Below are 16801 nucleotides of genomic sequence, written 5' to 3' on the forward strand. Positions count from 1 at the left end.
TGTCCCGGCACCGGGATGCCACGGGTGTTTGGCTGGAAGGGGCGGGGCAGGCAGCCAGGGGTGCGCGCGGGCAGGACAGGGCGCACGGACAGGCAGCGAGGGACGGAGGATCGCGTGAGCGAGGGCACGGGCACGAGCGGTGGCCCCTACGGCACCGGCACGGAGCGGGCGGCCCGGCGGGACGAGGCGGTGCGGGCGGCCGTGGAGCAGGGTCTGCTCGGACCCGGTGCGCCGATCGTCGGGCTGCTGGACGTCACCGGGATCCGGGAGTCGGCGGCGGCGCTGCGGGCCGCGTTCGAGGCGGTGACGGCGCGGGGGACGCCCGTGCTGCACGCCTTCGCGGTGAAGGCGTCCCCGCTGGTCCCGGTGGTGCGGCTGCTGCACGGGGAGGGCATCGGCGCGGAGGTCGCGAGCCCGGGTGAGCTGGCGCTGGCGCGGGCGGCGGGGGTGCCGCCGGAGCGGACGGTGCTGGACTCCCCGGCCAAGACGCCGGAGGAACTGCGGGAAGCGCTCGCGCTGGGCGTCGCCGTCAACGCGGACAACCCGCAGGAGCTGGAGCGCATCGACGCGCTGATGGCCGGGGGGACGAGCGCCTCACCGCTCGGCATCCGGGTCAACCCGCAGATCGGCGGGGGTTCCATCGAGGCCCTGTCGACGGCGACGGCCACCTCCAAGTTCGGGGTGGCGCTGCGCGACGAGGGGGCGCGCGAGTGGGTGGTGCGGGCGTACCTGGACAGGCCGTGGCTGACCCGGCTGCACGCGCACACCGGGTCCCAGGGCATCCCGCTCTCGCTGATGGCCGAGGGTGTCGCGGAGACGTACGCGCTCGCCGAGGAGATCAACGAGCGGGCCGGACGCCGGCAGGTGGACACGCTCGACATCGGCGGTGGCCTGCCGGTGAACTTCGCGTCCGACGAGACGACACCGACGTACGCGGACTACGCGCGCGTACTGCGCGAGGCGGTGCCGGGGCTGTTCGACGGACGGTACGGGCTGGTGACCGAGTTCGGGCGGTCCCTGCTGGCCGAGCACGGCACCGTCGTGGCGCGGGTGGAGTACGCCAAGAGCGCCGGGGGGCGGCCGGTCGCGGTGACGCACGCGGGCGTCCAGGTCGCGACGCGGACGGTGTACGCGCCGGGGGCGTGGCCGTTGCGGATCGCCGCGTACGACGGCAAGGGGCTGCCGAAGCAGGGGCCGGACGTGGTGCAGGACGTGGCGGGTCCGGCGTGCTTCGCAGGCGACCTGCTGGCGGTCGGGCGCGCCCTGCCGCGGCTGGAGCAGGGCGACTACGCGGCGGCGCTGGACACGGGGGCGTACTACTTCGCGCACCACTACGCGTACAACTCGCTCGCCCGTCCCGCGGTCCACGGCTTCGTGCGGCGCGGGGACGGGGGTGTCGCCTTCGCGACCGTCCGGGAGGCCCAGACGGTCGACGAGATCGTCACCGAGGCGGGAGGGAAGCACGCCACCGCGCTCACGGACATGGCCGGCGGCAGGGGCACCGGCGGCTCGTAGACGGCCGCGGCCCCCGCCTCAGCGGCCGGGCGTGGTCCCCGGGGCCGCGCGGGGCGGCCGGGCGGGGGGCGAGGCTGCGTAAGGCGGCCTGGCGAGGCTGCGTGCGGCAACCAGACGCAGGACGAGGCCCCGCGCGGGGTAACCAGGCGCGGGACAAGGCCCCGCACGCGACAACCCCGCACGCGACAACCAGACACAGGACGTGCCCCCGCGCGCGGGCAACCAGGCGTGGGGCGGGGCGACACGCGGCGGCCGGGTGTCTGTCGGGGTCGCGCGCCACACCCCGCGTGACGCAGCTCGGGACCCGCGTCACGCGGGGTGTGGCGCTGCCGCCGAGGCCCGAGGCCCGCGGTCAGACCAGCGCGGCCGTCTTGCGCCTCGCGCCGCCCGGCGCCGCGTCGCCCGCCGCGATGCCGGTGCTGCGGTAGGCCTTCACGGTCCTGGCCGCCGGACGGCCGACGCCCCGGGCGAGCCAGTCCACGCGCACCCACAGCAGAGCGTCCTCGGCCTGTTCCCGGCGCCCGATCCAGGCGGACTTCAGCCAGAGGCCCGCGCCGCAGCCGGCCATCAGCAGTCCGGCCGCGGCGGGGACCGCGAAGGCGCTGCCCAGCGCGGCGACGAAGGCGAGGAGCAGCCACCAGCGGTGGCCCCGGCGCCAGTTGCGCACGGTGACCGCGCGGTCCTGGAGCACGTCGTGCTTGCCCGCGCGGGCGGCCGACCGGGCCAGGGCGGTGTACCGCCTGCGGCGCACGCACGCCACGACGGCCGTCGCGACGACGAACAGCGCGGCACCGGCCAGGACGCCGATCCGACGCCCGGTCAGCCCCGGCACCAACGCCCCGATGCCCGCCGCGAACACGCCCAGCCACCACAGTGGCGCCGCCCCCGCCCGTACGACGACGGCGACCCGAACCAGCCCTTGTCCTCCACGCGCCACGTCCGGCCTCCTGTCCCGTTCTCGCTTCCCACGATGCGTCTGAGAGGTGTGCGGTGACGCAGGTTAACGGGGGAAGGTGAGACGAGTCTGAGAACGCGGCCGCCGATGGCGTCGGCCCGCCGTCACTCCACGAAGAGCCCGCGCGCCGCCGCCTTCGTGTCGAACTCCTCGAGTCGGGCCTGGGCGTCCGGCAGGTCGTCGCACATGGCCTCCAGCAGCACCCGTCCGAGCAGCATCGGCGCGCAGGCGGTGTCGAAGGCGAGGCCGGTGCCGACGGCGGCGGGCAGCAGCAGGTCGGACACCTTGGCGACCGGCGCGAAGGCGGAGTCGGCGACGGTCACGACGGTGAGGCCGGCCTCCTTGGCGTGGGCGAGCGCGTCGACGACCTCGCGCGGATGGCGGGGCAGGGCGAAGCAGAGCAGCGCCGTCGCCCCGGCCCGGACCGCGGCGTCGAGGCGGTCGCGGAGCATCGTGCCGCCCTCGTCCAGCAGCCGGACGTCCGGGTGGACCTTGGCGGCGAAGTAGGCGAAGCCGTGCGCCTGGGCCGCCGCCGCCCGCAGTCCGAGGACGGGCAGAGGCCGGCTCCCGGCCAGCATGCGGCCCGCCGCCCGCACCGGTCCGGGGTCGGCCAGCACCTCGGCCAGGTGCCGCAGGTTCTCGATCTCGGCCGCCACGGCCTGCTGGTACTCGTTGCGCGAACCGGTGTCCGCCGCCGGTTCGGCGGGGGCGACCTCGCGCAGGTGGCGGCGGAGCGCCGGGTAGCCGTCGAAGCCGAGGGCGACCGCGAAGCGGGTCACGGAGGGCTGGCTGACCCCGGCCAGCTCGGCCAGCTCGACGCTGGACAGGAAGGGCACGTCGGCGGCGCGCCGCACCATGCTGTGCGCGATGCGCCGCTGGGTCGGCGTCAGCCGGTGCCCCTCGAACAGCGCCTGAAGCCGCGCGGCCGGCCCGTCGACCCCACCAGCCCCACTGGTGTCCTCGGCCCCACGGGCCCCACCCAGTCCGCCGGCTCCGTCGGTCCGGCCGGTCCCGCTCATCCCTGTCCCCCTCGACCTATTCACCCGCCTCGACTTCTGCATACCGTTATACAGCGAGGCGGCGGGCCGCACGACGCCGAGCGCACCCCTCCGACCGACCCGTCCTGACCCGCCCTCGCCGGAACCGCCTCCACCCACCCCGGTCACCGGGCGCCCCCCGGCGGAAACGGGGGCTACCCCCAGTGCCCGCGACGCCCACGCTGCCTACCGTGGTCGGCATGACGGGAATGGACGGGCGGGACACCGACCTCAAGAAGGAACTCGACGCCACCCTGCAGACCCGCAGGGAGCTGGGTGAGGAGTACGAGTCGGCGCTGGTGGACTCTTTCCTGGAGAAGGTCGACCAGCGCATCGACTCGGCGGTCGAGCGCAGGGTGCGGCGGCAGGTCGCCGAACAGCAGATGGTGGCGGCCCGCGACAGCCGTTCGCCGAGGACCACGGACTCCTTCGGCGAGCGCTTCGGCTTCGGCATCGTGTCGCTGGTCCTCGCGGTCCCGCTGTCCGCGATCGGCGGCGGCGTGGCCGACCTGCCGGGACTGCTGGTCGCCTGGGCCGGCATCGTCGGGGTCAACGTCGTCCAGGCCGCTCGGACCACCCCCGGCCTCTTCACTCGCCGCCGCCCCGGCAAGGACGACGCCTGGGAGGACTGAGCGCCCGGCCGGGGCGGCTCGCCGCGGGCGGCCGGGGAGAAGACTGCGCGGGGACCGCCGCACCCCCATCGCTGGGGGGCGGGACGACGGCGGTCCCCGCGGGGGACGCGCGCGGTTCCGGGCCTCACGGCCGGGGCGGCGCGTCCGTGGCGTCCGTGGAAGTCCGGGAGCCGCTCCGGAAGGTCCTCGACGCCGACAACGACAACTGTGCCGGACCCGTGTTAAGCGTGTGCTGCGCGCACATGACGCGCGCGTACCACTTCCGCGAAGTCCGCGGAGATCATCACGGGCCCGGCGGCTTCCGCTACTTCCCGCCCTTGGCGAGGAAGGACAGCAGGTCCTGACGGCTCACCACACCGGTCGGCCTGCCCTCGACGAGGACGATCGCCGCGTCGGCCGCGCCGAGCACCGCCATCAGGTCCGCGACCGGCTCGCCGGAGCCGACCTGGGGCAGCGGGGCCGACATGTGCTTCTCCAGCGGGTCCTCCAGCGAGGCCCGCTTGGCGAACAGGGCGTCCAGCAGCTCACGCTCCACGACCGACCCGACGACCTCGGCGGCCATCACGTCCGGGTGGCCGGCGCCGGGCTTGACGATCGGCATCTGCGAGACGCCGTACTCCCGCAGCACCTCGATGGCCTGGCCGACGGTCTCGTCCGGGTGCATGTGGACGAGGGAGGGGATGTGGCCGCCCTCCTTGTGGTTCAGGACGTCGGCGACGCGGGCGCTGGGGCCGGCGTCCTCGAGGAAGCCGTAGTCGGCCATCCACTCGTCGTTGAAGATCTTGCTGAGGTAACCGCGTCCGCTGTCCGGGAGCAGTACGACGACCACGTCGTCCTCGCCGAGCCGCTCGGCCACCTCCAGCGCCGCGACGACCGCCATGCCGCAGGAGCCGCCCACCAGCAGGCCCTCCTCCTTGGCGAGGCGGCGGGTCATCTGGAAGGAGTCCTTGTCGGAGACGGCGACGATCTCGTCCGCGACCTCGCGGTCGTAGGCGGTCGGCCAGAAGTCCTCGCCGACGCCCTCGACGAGGTACGGCCGGCCGGAGCCGCCCGAGTAGACCGAGCCCTCGGGGTCGGCGCCGATCACCTTGACCGCGCCGTCACTGGCCTCCTTTAGGTAGCGCCCGGTGCCGGAGATGGTGCCTCCGGTGCCGACGCCGGTGACGAAGTGGGTGATCTTCCCCTCCGTCTGCTCCCACAGCTCGGGACCGGTGGAGTGGTAGTGGGAGAGCGGGTTGTGCGGGTTGGAGTACTGGTCGGGCTTCCAGGCCCCCGGCGTCTCGCGGACCAGCCGGTCGGAGACGTTGTAGTAGGAGTCCGGGTGCTCGGGGTCGACCGCCGTCGGGCACACGACCACCTCGGCGCCGTACGCGCGCAGCACGTTGATCTTGTCGGTGGACACCTTGTCAGGGCAGACGAAGATGCACTTGTAGCCCTTCTGCTGCGCCACGATCGCGAGGCCCACGCCGGTGTTGCCGCTGGTCGGCTCCACGATGGTGCCGCCGGGCCGCAGCTCTCCGCTCTTCTCGGCGGCCTCGATCATGCGCAGGGCGATGCGGTCCTTCACCGAGCCGCCCGGGTTGAAGTACTCCACCTTGGCCAGGACGGTCGCCCTGATGCCCTTGGTCACGCTGTTGAGCCGCACCAGCGGGGTGTTGCCGACGAGGCTGATCATCGAGTCGTGGAAATGCACCGTGGTCTCCGGATGCTGCAAAAGGTGTGGTCGTTATCGGTCCCGCCAGCCTATGGCCTGCCGCCCCGGTGATGCCCCGTGACGGTCGTTCACTCCCCGTTGAGATTGGGCGACCGTCGGTACGGGGCAAGCAGTGGGTGTACGGGTTGGAGGAGGTGGCGGCGACGTATGACAAGCATGTCGAGGGCGCGGGTGGCCAAGAGGATCGCGGCCGGCGCGGCGTACGGCGGCGGCGGCATCGGGCTGGCCGGCGCGGCCACGGTCGGTCTGCTGCTGGCGGAGGTGCAGCTGGCCAGGCGCCGGGTGGGCATCGGGACACCCGACCGGGTGCCGAACGCGGAGGGGCTCTACGGCGACACCCTGCCCCCGGCCGGTGAGCCGCCGCTGCGGCTGGTGATGCTGGGCGACTCCACGGCGGCCGGACAGGGCGTGCACCGGGCCGGGCAGACGCCGGGCGCGCTGCTGGCGTCGGGGCTGGCGGCGGTGGCGGAGCGGCCGGTGGAGCTGGGGTCGGTCGCGTCGCCCGGGGCCTGCTCGGACGACCTCGACCGGCAGGTGGCGCTGGTCCTCGCGGACCCGGGGCGGACCCCCGACGTCTGCGTGATCATGATCGGTGCGAACGACGTCACCCACCGCATGCCGGCGACCCAGTCGGTCCGCCATCTGTCGGGGGCGGTACGGCGGCTGCGCACGGCCGGTGCGGAGGTGGTCGTCGGCACCTGCCCGGACCTGGGCACGATCGAGCGGGTGCGGCAGCCGTTGCGCTGGCTGGCCCGGCGGGCCTCCCGGCAGCTCGCGGCGGCGCAGACCATCGGCGTCGTGGAGCAGGGCGGGCGCACGGTGTCGCTGGGGGATCTGCTGGGCCCGGAGTTCGCGGAGAACCCGCGGGAGCTGTTCGGCCCCGACAACTACCATCCGTCCGCCGAGGGCTATGCCACGGCGGCGATGGCGATCCTGCCGTCGGTGTGCGCCGCGCTCGGCCTGTGGCCGGCCGACGAGGAGCGTCCCGACGCGCTGCGCCGCGAGGGCTTCCTGCCGGTGGCGCGCGCGGCCGCGGAGGCCGCGTCCGAGGCGGGCACGGAGGTCGCGGCCGCCATGCCGACGGGGCCGCGGGGACCTTGGGCCCTGCTCAAGCGCCGCAGGCGGCGGAGGGTGCCGGAGGCGGAACCGGCGCGGTCCACCCAGTCGAGCTAGGACCACCACCGCCGGGCGCCCCTGGAGGAGCGCGGGCGCCCCCTACCAGTCCGTCCGGCGTTCGAGGACGAGGCCGTCCAGGCCGACCGGGGGCTCCGGGGGCGCCACCCCGCGGGCCGGGCACCCGACCTGGTCCGGGCCTCCGACCGGGGGCACCCGGCCTGGGGGCACCCGGCCTGGGGGCACCCGGCCTGGGGCGGCATCCCCACCCCACCGCCGCAGGCCCAAGCAAGCGCTTAGAAAGTTGCGGCCCATGTCACACCCCCGCACCCGTGACCCGGGCCATACGGCCGGGTAACTTCCCAACCAGCCACGCCCGCCCCGTACCGACTCGCCACTGGAGCCGTGATGCCCGAAGCCGTGATCGTCTCAGCCACCCGCTCCCCCATCGGCCGCGCTTTCAAGGGCTCCCTGAAGGACCTGCGCCCCGACGACCTGGCCGCCACGATCATCCAGGCCGCCCTCGCCAAGGTCCCTGAGCTGGACCCGAGGGACATCGACGACCTGATGCTGGGCTGCGGTCTGCCCGGCGGCGAGCAGGGCAACAACCTCGGCCGCATCGTCGCCGTCGAGATGGGCATGGACCACCTGCCCGGCTGCACCGTCACCCGGTACTGCTCCTCGTCCCTGCAGACCTCGCGCATGGCGCTGCACGCCATCAAGGCCGGCGAGGGCGACGTCTTCATCTCGGCCGGTGTCGAGATGGTCTCCCGGTTCGCCAAGGGCAACTCCGACAGCCTGCCGGACACCCGCAACCCGCTCTTCGCCGAGGCCGAGGCCCGGACCGCCGAGGTCGCCCAGCAGGAGGGCACCACCTGGCACGACCCGCGCGAGGACGGCCTCGTCCCCGACCCGTACATCGCCATGGGCCAGACCGCCGAGAACCTCGCCCGCGCCAAGGGCGTCACCCGGCAGGACATGGACGAGTTCGGCGTCCGTTCGCAGAACCTCGCCGAGGAAGCCATCAAGAACGGCTTCTGGGAGCGCGAGATCACCCCGGTCACGCTGCCCGACGGCACCGTGGTCTCCAAGGACGACGGCCCGCGCGCCGGTGTCACCCTGGAGGCCGTCCAGGGCCTCAAGCCCGTCTTCCGCCCCGACGGCCTGGTCACCGCCGGCAACTGCTGCCCGCTCAACGACGGCGCCGCGGCCCTCGTGATCATGAGCGACACCAAGGCCCGCGAGCTGGGCCTGACCCCGCTCGCCCGCATCGTCTCCACCGGCGTCTCCGGCCTCTCCCCCGAGATCATGGGCCTCGGCCCGGTCGAGGCGAGCAAGCAGGCCCTGTCCCGCGCCGGGCTGACCATCGACGACATCGACCTGGTCGAGATCAACGAGGCCTTCGCCGCGCAGGTCATCCCGTCCTACCGCGACCTCGGCATCCCGCTGGAGAAGCTGAACGTCAACGGCGGCGCCATCGCCGTCGGCCACCCCTTCGGCATGACCGGCGCCCGCATCACCGGCACGCTCATCAACTCCCTGCAGACCCACGACAAGCAGTTCGGTCTGGAGACCATGTGCGTCGGCGGCGGCCAGGGCATGGCCATGGTCATCGAGCGCCTCAGCTGACCACCGCGCCGCGCCGTCCGGGGGACTGTCGGTAGCACCCGCGGGACCCAGCGTGACACCACGGCCCGGAACCCCGGTCACCCCAGGGTTCTGGGTCGTTTTGTGACCCAATCTCCCCCAGGATGTGACCTACCTCTCCCGGCCCCTGGATACACGCAGGTCAGCCCCGCCCCACCCCCACCTTCCGGGCCCAAAGTCCTGTCCGTTTCGTGACGTTACGCACTGACAGACGGTTAGTCCTCCCTTCAAGCTGATGTAGGAAGTCGGGGGTCGACTTTGAACCGGGAGTACGTCCGTGAGCGCCATGCCGATCGCCCTGCTGCTCACCACGGCCGCCACCGGCGCCGTGGGCGTCGCCGTCCTGCGCGCCGTGCTGGTGCTGCGCCGCCAGGTGGCGGCCCTGCACACCGAGCTGGCCGAGAGCCGCGGCGCCGCCACGCGCGGCCGTGTGCCCGCGGCCCGTGCCGCCGACGCCGAGGAGATACGCGCGGCCGTCGCGGACGCCCTGGCCGAGGAGCGCGAGCGGGAACTCGCCGAGGCGCGCGCCTTCTGGGCCGCCCAGGACGCGCGGGACACCTCCGACGCGCCCCTGCTGCTCGGCCTGTCCGACAGCGAGCTGTTCCTGCCCCGCCAGGCCGACTTCGCGGGCCTGGAGCCGGTGGCCGAGCCGGGCGCCGACGCCGAGGAGTCGTCCGCGCTGGACGCGGGTCCGCGGGACTCCGCCGAGCTGGCCGCGGCCCGCCGCCGGCACCCCTCGCACCCGGACTTCGTACCGCACCCCTCGCCGGTCGGGAACGATCACGAGCGCACCGTCGCCACCCTGGAGGAGCTGGCCGAGACCAACGTGGCACTGGCGGACGTCCGCCCGGGCCCGCTGGGCACGCTCGACGTGTACGTCTTCGCCGACGGAACCACCCTGTGCATGACCCCGGGCCACCGGGAGACCGCCGAGCGCCTGGCCGCCGCACTGAGCGCGGGCACGACCCCGTACCTCCTGGGCGGCTCGGGGATCTCCGGCGCCTACACGCTGACCTTCGCCTGCGGCGAGGAGAACGTCTACATCCTGGCGGACCGCGTCATCGCGTCCCTCTAGTCACCTCCGGGACGTCACACCCCGGCGCGCTTCCGCGCCTCCTCCACCAGGCCCACCGCCTCCTCCACCTGGCCCTCGTCGCTGAGCACGAGGGCCAGGTCGTGTGCGGCGACGGCGATCTGGTCCGCGGCGGCGAACATCCCCGCGTCCGGCATCTGCCGCGGCTCCGCGTCCGGTTCCTCCGCGAGCTGGGCGCGTCGGGCCAGCTCGCGGGCAAGCTCCAGCGCCTCGGCGGCGGCCCCGCGTTGCAGCCGGCTCTGCGGGGCGGCCCGCAGCCGGTCGGCGAAGTCGTCCACGGCACGGGTCAAAGGCGTCGTATCAACCACGGCGCGAGCGTACGCGCCCCGCCGGGACTGTTGCCAACGGGCGAACGCTCAGGCACGGTGACCTGAAGGACCGGCTTACATCCCCTTTCGCTGGAGGCGCCGATGTCCCAAGTCTTCTCCGAGGAGACCCACCGCAACATGCTCGCCCGCATCCCCCACTGCACCGGTCGTGAGATCTCCGACTGGCTGCGCGCCGTCGAGGACGGCCCCTCCCTCTTCCGTTTCGAGGAGAAGGTCAGCTGGCTCCGCCACGAACACGACCTCGCGTACGGCCACGCGAAGGCGATCGTCCACGAATACGACCTGAGAAGGGCCGCACGCAAGCTGCTCTAGCGTGCGCCGCCGCAAGGACGACGAAGGGCCCCGGGCAGAAGCCCGGGGCCCTTCACACGTCGCGTCGGTGCGCGGCGCGCCGTACCAGCACGCGCTAGTCGTTGCTGTTCAGGATCGCGATCAGCCGCAGGAACTCCAGGTACAGCCAGACCAGCGTCAGCGTGAGGCCGAAGGCGGCGAGCCAGGCCTCCTCGCGCGGGGCGCCGTAGGCCAGGCCGTCCTCGACCTGCTTGAAGTCCATGGCCAGGAAGCAGGCGCCGAGGATGATGCCGACGATGCCGAAGACGACACCGAGCGCGCCGCTGCGGAAGCCGAGGCCGTCTCCGCCGCCGAAGACGGCGAACAGCAGGTTCACCATCATCAGGAAGACGAAGCCGAGCGCGGCCGCCATCACGAAGCCGTAGAAGCGGCGGTTGACGCGGATCCAGCCGGCCTTGTAAGCGATCAGCACACCGGCGAAGACCGCCATGGTGCCGATCACGGCCTGCATGGCCGCGCCGTCGGCGATGCGGTTGTCGACGACGCTGGAGACGACGCCGAGGAAGACACCCTCGAACGCCGCGTACGACAGGATCAGCGCGGGCGAGGCCTTGCGCTTGAAGGACTGGACGAGCGCCAGGACCATGCCGATCAGCGCCGCGCCGATGCCGATGCCGTACGAACGGCCGATGTTGGCGTCGTCCACGGGCAGCAGCGCCCACGCGAGCGCGGCCGTCACGATGAGCACGCCGAGCGTGCTCGCCGTGCGGATGACGACGTCGTCCATCGTCATCCGGCCGGTGCCGGCCGGCGCCTGCGGCGGCGCGCCGTGCTGAAGGTCCTGCTGGGCGTACGGGTTCTGCGCGTAGGGGTTGCCGGCGGGCTGGGCGTACGGAGCGCCCTGCGCGTACGGGTTGCCCTGGGTGGCGACGGCGGGGCCCCCGGCCTGCGGCGCGGCGTTGAAGCCCGCGTAGCCGTTGTCGCGGCTGAACCCCCGTCGCGAGAAGACCGGGTTTCTGCTCCTCATTTCACTCCTCCATGGCCACACTGCGCAGCCTTGGCTCAAGAGTAATGGAACGGCAAAGGAATGACCCTACTGCTTGGGGAGGATCTTTCCCTGCACCTGCGGGACAACACGCTACGCGGACCGGTGATTCCCCTCACGGCGGGGGCCCGCACCCGGCCGCGCCCCGCTCACCCGATCGGGAACCCGGTGTAGGCCTCGGCGAGGTCGGTCTCGGCCGCGCGGGAGCCCGCGATCCGGTCCAGGCGGGCCACCTGGAGGCGGTCGTCGAAGGGCGTGGCGTCGGGGGCGCGGTGCAGCAGGGTCGTCATGTCGTACGAGAAGCGCTCGGCCTGCCAGACGCGGCGCAGGCAGGTCGCGGAGTAGGCGTCGAGCAGGTCCTCGGAGCCGGTCCGCGTGCGGTGGACCAGGGCCCGCGCGAAGGTGACGACGTCACCGACGGCGAGGTTCAGGCCCTTGGCGCCGGTGGGCGGCACGATGTGCGCGGCGTCACCGGCCAGGAAGAGGCGGCCGTGCCGCATGGGCTCGTGGACGTAGGAGCGCATCGGCGTGACCGACTTCTGGGTGATCGGGCCGCGCCGCAGCGTCCAGTCGTCGTCCGTCTCGAAGCGGCGTTCCAGCTCGGCCCAGATCTCCTCGTCGCTCCAGTTCTCGGCGTCCGTGCCCTCGGGCACCTGGAGGTACAGGCGGGAGACGGACGGGGAGCGCATGGACAGCAGGGCGAAACCGCGGTCGTGGCGGGCGTAGACCAGCTCGTCGTGCGACGGCGGCACATCGGCGAGGATGCCGAGCCAGCCGAAGGGGTACCTCCGCTCGAAGGTGCGGCCCACACCGGAGGGGACGGCCGCCCGGGCCACCCCCCAGAAGCCGTCGCAGCCCACGACGTAGTCGCACTCCAGGACGTCCTCGACGCCGCTCCCGCCGTTCGGCCCGTCCGCGCCTCCGTGCCGGAAGCGGACGCGCGGGTGCCCGGTCGCCGCGTCCTCCACGGCCAGCGCCTCGGTCTCGAACAGCAGCGGGCCGCCCTCGTCGAGCTGGAGGGCGATGAGGTCCTTGCAGACCTCGGTCTGGGCGTAGACCATGACCGACTTCCCGCCGGTCAGCGCGGGGAAGTCGACGCGGTGGCGCCGCCGGTCGTAGCGCAGCTCGATGCCGTCGTGCCGCAGCCCCTCCCGGTCCATGCGCTCCGCCGCGCCGGCCGCCCGCAGGACGTCCACGGTGCCCTGCTCCAGGATTCCGGCGCGCTGCCGCCGCTCGACGTAGGCACGGTCGCGGCTCTCCAGGACGACGGAGTCGATACCGGCGTGGTGGAGCAGCCGGGCGAGGAGGAGCCCGGCGGGTCCGGCCCCGATGATGCCGACGGTGGTGCGCATCGGTCGTTCCCTTCGGTTGTTCGCATGACGCTTGACCGCGGAGCGGCGTTCGCCTGGTGAAAATTAGTTCACCGATCGAGGGTGAGTCTCCGGCCGAGTGACACCGCTGTCAACGGTCTGCGGCGAAGTCGCCGCGCGGGGAAAGGAAAGGGGGAAGAAAGGGAGAGTGCCCGGAGCCGGACTTGAACCGGCACGCCCGCGAAGGGGCAGCGAGGTTTAAGCTCGCCGTGTCTGCATTCCACCATCCGGGCAGGCCATGGGCTCCGCGTCGAGCGTCTTGAGCCTATCGGGGCACATCCCTCGAACACGGGTCCGGCGGACCGATCTTGTCTTATTTTATTGGCGCCTGAGGGCGCATCAGTTCCGCGGCCGGGCCGTCCTCACTTGCCAACAGCCTCGCGTGCGGCGCCGGGCGTCGCACGCGGAATGACGGAATTTCACCGTCTCGACAAGGGCGCCCGCCCTGTTCCGGTGCCGCCCGCACCGGCCCGGCGGATCAGGGTCGGCCGTCATCCTCAGGTAGTACACGGGCCCGCCCGGTCCGACCGGAGTCCCCCCTCGGAACCGGAACAGCGGCTGACTACAAGGCGCCCGGCGGCCGGAAGGATGGACAGCGTCCCCGAGCACGCCGTACCGACAGGAGCGCCCTTCCCGTGACCACCGCACCCATCGCCGACCGGTCCACCACCGTGGCCGCGCGCGCCACGGAGCTTTCCAAGATCTACGGCCAGGGCGAGACCCAGGTGGTCGCCCTGGACCGCGTCTCCATCGACTTCCGGCAGGCCGAGCTGACCGCCATCATGGGCCCCTCCGGCTCCGGCAAGTCCACGCTGATGCACTGCGTGGCCGGTCTCGACACCTTCTCCTCCGGCTCCGTGCGCATCGGCGAGACCGAGCTGGGGTCGCTGAAGGACAAGCAGCTGACCAAGCTGCGCCGGGACAAGATCGGTTTCATCTTCCAGGCGTTCAACCTGCTGCCGACGCTCACCGCGCGGGAGAACATCACCCTCCCCATGGACATCGCGGGCCGCAAGCCGGACCAGCAGTGGGTGGACTCCGTGATCGAGATGGTCGGGCTGGCCGACCGGCTCGGCCACCGTCCCTCCCAGCTCTCCGGCGGCCAGCAGCAGCGCGTGGCCGTGGCCCGTGCGCTGGCCTCCCGCCCCGAGATCATCTTCGGTGACGAGCCGACCGGAAACCTCGACTCCCGCTCCGGCGCCGAGGTGCTGGGCTTCCTGCGCAACTCGGTGCGGGAGCTGGGGCAGACGGTGGTGATGGTGACTCACGACCCGGTGGCCGCGGCCTACGCGGACCGGGTGGTCTTCCTCGCGGACGGGCGCATCGTCGACGAGGTGTACGGGCCGACGGCCGACTCGGTGCTGGACCGCATGAAGCAGTTCGACGCCAAGGGCCGCACCAGCTGACGTCCCCGCCCGCCGCGCACACCCCCGTACCTCCCCCGTACCTCCCCCGTACGTCTGGACAGAGAAGACCATGTTCCGAACCGCCTTGCGCAACGTTCTCGCGCACAAGGCCAGGCTGTTGATGACCGTGCTCGCCGTGATGCTGGGCGTTGCGTTCGTGTCGGGCACCCTGGTCTTCGCCGACACCCTCTCCCACGCCTTCCGCAACCAGTCGGCGAAGAGCTACGACGACGTCGCCGTCGCCGTCACCTCGCACGCCGACCCGGACGACCCCCGGGAGGAGCCCGGCCTCTCCGGCAAGGTCCTGGACCGGATCTCCGCCGTGGACGGCGTCGCCGGGGTGTACGGCCGTGTCGAGGGCTTCGCCGGCGTCGCCGACCCCGACGGGAAACTCATCGGCGTCGGCTGGTCCAACAAGGGCGCCAACTTCGCGCCCGGCAAGGACGGCACGGACGCCGCGTACACGTTCACCGACGGCTCCGGCCCGGTGAGGGACGACCAGATCGCCCTGGACGAGGAGTCCGCCGGCAAGGGCGAGTACGAGGTCGGCGACCGGGTGCGCGTCGCGACCAACGGCCCGGTGAAGGAGTACACCCTCAGCGGCGTGTTCACCACCGAGGACGGTGCCGTCAACGCCGGCGGCAGCCTCGTCCTCTTCGACACCTCCATCGCCCAGAAGCAGTACCTGAAGCCGGGCTACTTCGAGAGCGTCACCGTCACCGCCGCCCCCGGCGCGCACGCCTCGGAGATCCTCCGCTCGGTCGAGCCGCTGCTGCCGGACACCGCCGAGGCCCGGACCGGCCAGGCGCTCGCGGACGAGCAGGCCGAGCAGATCGAACAGGGCATGGGCAACCTCAAGCAGATCCTGCTCGGCTTCGCGGGCATCGCGCTCTTCGTCGGCATCTTCCTGATCTCCAACACGTTCACGATGCTGGTCGCCCAGCGCACCAAGGAGATCGCCCTGATGCGCGCCGTCGGCGCGTCCCGCAGGCAGATCACCCGCTCGGTGCTCGCCGAGGCCGCGCTGGTGGGCCTGGTGGCCTCGGCCGTCGGCTTCGCCCTCGGCATCGCACTGGCCGTCGGACTGCGCTCCGGGATGGCCGCGTTCGACATGAAGATGCCGGACGGTCCGCTGGTCCTGTCCGCCACGCCGGTGGTGGCGGCGTTCTCGGTGGGCGTGCTGATCACGACGTTCGCCGCCTGGCTGCCCGGCCGCCGGGCCGCGAAGATCCCGCCGGTGGCGGCCATGAACAGCGTCCACGCGGTGGCCACCACCAAGTCACTGGTGCTGCGCAACTCCATCGGCGCGGTGGTCACCGCCCTCGGTGCGCTGGGGATCGTGGCGGGTGCCTCGACCGGGGGCGACGACGGCCGGATGTACATCGGGGCGGGCGCGTTCTTCGCACTGATCGGCGTGATCATCCTGATCCCGCTGCTGTCCCGGCCCGTGATCGCGCTCGTCCGACCGCTGCTCGTCGGCCCGTTCGGGGTGGCGGGCAAGCTGGCCGCCCAGAACGCGGTCCGCAACCCGCGCCGCACCGGCGCCACCGCCTCGGCGCTGGCGATCGGACTGACGCTGGTGACCGCCCTGTCGGTGCTCGGTATCACGGTCGGCGCGGCCATCGACAAGATGACCACGGACAACATCAAGGCCGACTACATGGTCTCGATGGCCAACGGAGGCGACCTCGACCGGACCGCGCTGACGGCGCTGGAGAAGGCCGAGGGCGTGTCCGCTGTCTCGCCGCAGCAGGACGCCTACTTCCGGGTCGACGGTGAGGACTACGTGTCCGCCTCGGCGGTCACCCCGGGCGACATCGAGAAGGTCCTGACGGTCGACGTCGTCAGCGGCAGCGCGGGTTCGCTCGCCGAGGGCCGGATCGCGGTCGCCGAGAAGACGGCCGAGAGCAGGGGCTGGAAGACCGGCGACACCGTCCCCGTCACCTTCGACGACGACGAGAAGGCCACGCTGACGGTCGGCGCCGTCTACAAGGACAGCGAGTTCCTCTCCCCCGTCCTCGTCGACCGCGAGGTCGTGGACCGGCACGAGACGAAGCCGTCCATCCGGCAGATCTTCGTGAAGGTCGACGGCGGCCAGTCCGCGGCCAACGAGCAGGTCCTCATCGACGCGCTCGGCGACAACCCGGCGATCACCGTGATGGACCGGCAGGACATCCGCGACGAGTTCGGCGGCGCCATCAACACCATGCTGAACATCATGTACGGCCTGCTGGCCATGGCCCTGATCATCGCGGTGCTGGGCGTCGTGAACACCCTCGCGATGTCCGTCTTCGAACGTCAGCAGGAGATCGGCATGCTGCGCGCGATCGGTCTGGACCGGCGCCGGGTGAAGCGGATGGTCCGGTTGGAGGCCGTCGTCATCTCGATGTTCGGCGCCGTGGTCGGCATCGGTCTCGGCACGTTCCTCGGCTGGGCGATCGGCGAGACCGTCGCGGACCAGATCCCGGGGTACGCGCTGGTCCTGCCCTGGGACCGGATCGGGATCTTCCTGGTGCTGGCCGGCCTGGTGGGCGTCCTGGCCGCGATGTGGCCGGCCCGCAACGCCGCCCGGCTGAACATGCTGAACGCGATCAAGGCCGAGTGACCTCGCCGCACAGCGGCACAGCGAGGGCAGGGCTCCCCGCGGGGGGCCC

Annotated in this window: 14 protein-coding genes and 1 tRNA gene; 8 read left to right on the top strand and 7 right to left on the bottom strand. The window is 72.7% G+C overall.

All coding sequences use genetic code 11. The annotated features are described in order from the left end of the window. Positions 1 to 114: 114 nt before the first annotated feature. Positions 115 to 1515, top strand: coding sequence for a type III PLP-dependent enzyme domain-containing protein (locus tag ACZ6EG_RS28275; protein WP_469608675.1), 1401 nt, complete (start codon positions 115 to 117; stop codon positions 1513 to 1515). 352 nt (positions 1516 to 1867) lie between these two features. Here ACZ6EG_RS28275 and ACZ6EG_RS28280 read toward each other — a convergent pair whose 3' ends face one another. After that, positions 1868 to 2452, bottom strand: a complete 585-nt coding sequence (locus ACZ6EG_RS28280) for a hypothetical protein (protein WP_391971106.1) — start codon at positions 2450 to 2452, stop codon at positions 1868 to 1870. A gap of 122 nt (positions 2453 to 2574) precedes the next feature. Continuing rightward, positions 2575 to 3489, bottom strand: a complete 915-nt coding sequence (locus ACZ6EG_RS28285) for a MurR/RpiR family transcriptional regulator (RefSeq protein WP_469608679.1) — start codon at positions 3487 to 3489, stop codon at positions 2575 to 2577. Between the two features lie 227 nt (positions 3490 to 3716). Here ACZ6EG_RS28285 and ACZ6EG_RS28290 point away from each other — a divergent pair, with 227 nt between their 5' ends. Further along, positions 3717 to 4139 (top strand): hypothetical protein, encoded by a 423-nt coding sequence (locus ACZ6EG_RS28290; protein ID WP_356609092.1) that lies wholly within the window; start codon positions 3717 to 3719, stop codon positions 4137 to 4139. A gap of 304 nt (positions 4140 to 4443) precedes the next feature. On the opposite strand, the gene ACZ6EG_RS28295 is transcribed toward ACZ6EG_RS28290, so the two are convergent. After that, a complete protein-coding gene (locus tag ACZ6EG_RS28295; protein ID WP_469608682.1) occupies positions 4444 to 5832 on the bottom strand; it encodes a cystathionine beta-synthase in 1389 nt (462 codons plus the stop codon). A gap of 168 nt (positions 5833 to 6000) precedes the next feature. On the opposite strand from ACZ6EG_RS28295, the gene ACZ6EG_RS28300 reads away from it, so the two are divergent. The 3 genes from ACZ6EG_RS28300 (at position 6001) to ACZ6EG_RS28310 (ending at position 9688) form a co-directional block, all read left to right on the top strand. Further along, complete coding sequence (locus tag ACZ6EG_RS28300) at positions 6001 to 7026, top strand: SGNH/GDSL hydrolase family protein (protein ID WP_469608685.1); 1026 nt, start codon at positions 6001 to 6003, stop codon at positions 7024 to 7026. 348 nt (positions 7027 to 7374) lie between these two features. Continuing rightward, complete coding sequence (locus ACZ6EG_RS28305; RefSeq protein WP_356608829.1) at positions 7375 to 8595, top strand: acetyl-CoA C-acetyltransferase; 1221 nt, start codon at positions 7375 to 7377, stop codon at positions 8593 to 8595. Positions 8596 to 8890: 295 nt separating this feature from the next. Then, positions 8891 to 9688, top strand: a complete 798-nt coding sequence (locus ACZ6EG_RS28310) for a hypothetical protein (protein ID WP_391971102.1) — start codon at positions 8891 to 8893, stop codon at positions 9686 to 9688. 14 nt (positions 9689 to 9702) lie between these two features. Here the strand turns inward: ACZ6EG_RS28310 and ACZ6EG_RS28315 are convergent, their stop codons facing one another. Next, positions 9703 to 10014, bottom strand: a complete 312-nt coding sequence (locus tag ACZ6EG_RS28315) for a hypothetical protein (RefSeq protein WP_356608833.1) — start codon at positions 10012 to 10014, stop codon at positions 9703 to 9705. A gap of 102 nt (positions 10015 to 10116) precedes the next feature. On the opposite strand from ACZ6EG_RS28315, the gene ACZ6EG_RS28320 reads away from it, so the two are divergent. Next, positions 10117 to 10347: a DUF4287 domain-containing protein gene (locus ACZ6EG_RS28320; RefSeq protein ID WP_053132243.1), complete on the top strand. Its 231-nt coding sequence runs from the start codon at positions 10117 to 10119 to the stop codon at positions 10345 to 10347. Positions 10348 to 10441: 94 nt separating this feature from the next. Here ACZ6EG_RS28320 and ACZ6EG_RS28325 read toward each other — a convergent pair whose 3' ends face one another. The 3 genes from ACZ6EG_RS28325 to ACZ6EG_RS28335 form a co-directional block, all read right to left on the bottom strand. After that, positions 10442 to 11353 carry a Bax inhibitor-1/YccA family protein gene (locus ACZ6EG_RS28325; RefSeq protein WP_356608835.1) on the bottom strand — a complete coding sequence of 304 codons (912 nt, stop codon included), beginning with the start codon at positions 11351 to 11353 and terminating at the stop codon, positions 10442 to 10444. Between the two features lie 167 nt (positions 11354 to 11520). Next, complete coding sequence (locus tag ACZ6EG_RS28330) at positions 11521 to 12723, bottom strand: 4-hydroxybenzoate 3-monooxygenase (protein ID WP_469608692.1); 1203 nt, start codon at positions 12721 to 12723, stop codon at positions 11521 to 11523. Between the two features lie 167 nt (positions 12724 to 12890). After that, positions 12891 to 12974 (bottom strand) — tRNA-Leu (locus tag ACZ6EG_RS28335). Positions 12975 to 13376: 402 nt separating this feature from the next. On the opposite strand from ACZ6EG_RS28335, the gene ACZ6EG_RS28340 reads away from it, so the two are divergent. Then, positions 13377 to 14147 carry an ABC transporter ATP-binding protein gene (locus ACZ6EG_RS28340; RefSeq protein ID WP_391971100.1) on the top strand — a complete coding sequence of 257 codons (771 nt, stop codon included), beginning with the start codon at positions 13377 to 13379 and terminating at the stop codon, positions 14145 to 14147. Between the two features lie 70 nt (positions 14148 to 14217). Further along, positions 14218 to 16752, top strand: coding sequence for an ABC transporter permease (locus ACZ6EG_RS28345; protein WP_469608696.1), 2535 nt, complete (start codon positions 14218 to 14220; stop codon positions 16750 to 16752). Positions 16753 to 16801: the final 49 nt, after the last annotated feature.

The sequence above is a fragment of the Streptomyces sp. NPDC041968 genome, from assembly GCF_055589025.1.

What these genes read in the sequence shown, in the direction of transcription:
- ACZ6EG_RS28285 (WP_469608679.1), bottom strand. Translation starts at nt 3,489, where the DNA reads ATGAGCGGGACCGGCCGGACCGACGGAGCCGGCGGACTGGGTGGGGCC.
- ACZ6EG_RS28290 (WP_356609092.1), top strand. Translation starts at nt 3,717, where the DNA reads ATGGACGGGCGGGACACCGACCTCAAGAAGGAACTCGACGCCACCCTG.
- ACZ6EG_RS28300 (WP_469608685.1), top strand. Translation starts at nt 6,001, where the DNA reads ATGACAAGCATGTCGAGGGCGCGGGTGGCCAAGAGGATCGCGGCCGGC.
- ACZ6EG_RS28305 (WP_356608829.1), top strand. Translation starts at nt 7,375, where the DNA reads ATGCCCGAAGCCGTGATCGTCTCAGCCACCCGCTCCCCCATCGGCCGC.
- ACZ6EG_RS28320 (WP_053132243.1), top strand. Translation starts at nt 10,117, where the DNA reads ATGTCCCAAGTCTTCTCCGAGGAGACCCACCGCAACATGCTCGCCCGC.
- ACZ6EG_RS28325 (WP_356608835.1), bottom strand. Translation starts at nt 11,353, where the DNA reads ATGAGGAGCAGAAACCCGGTCTTCTCGCGACGGGGGTTCAGCCGCGAC.
- ACZ6EG_RS28330 (WP_469608692.1), bottom strand. Translation starts at nt 12,723, where the DNA reads ATGCGCACCACCGTCGGCATCATCGGGGCCGGACCCGCCGGGCTCCTC.
- ACZ6EG_RS28345 (WP_469608696.1), top strand. Translation starts at nt 14,218, where the DNA reads ATGTTCCGAACCGCCTTGCGCAACGTTCTCGCGCACAAGGCCAGGCTG.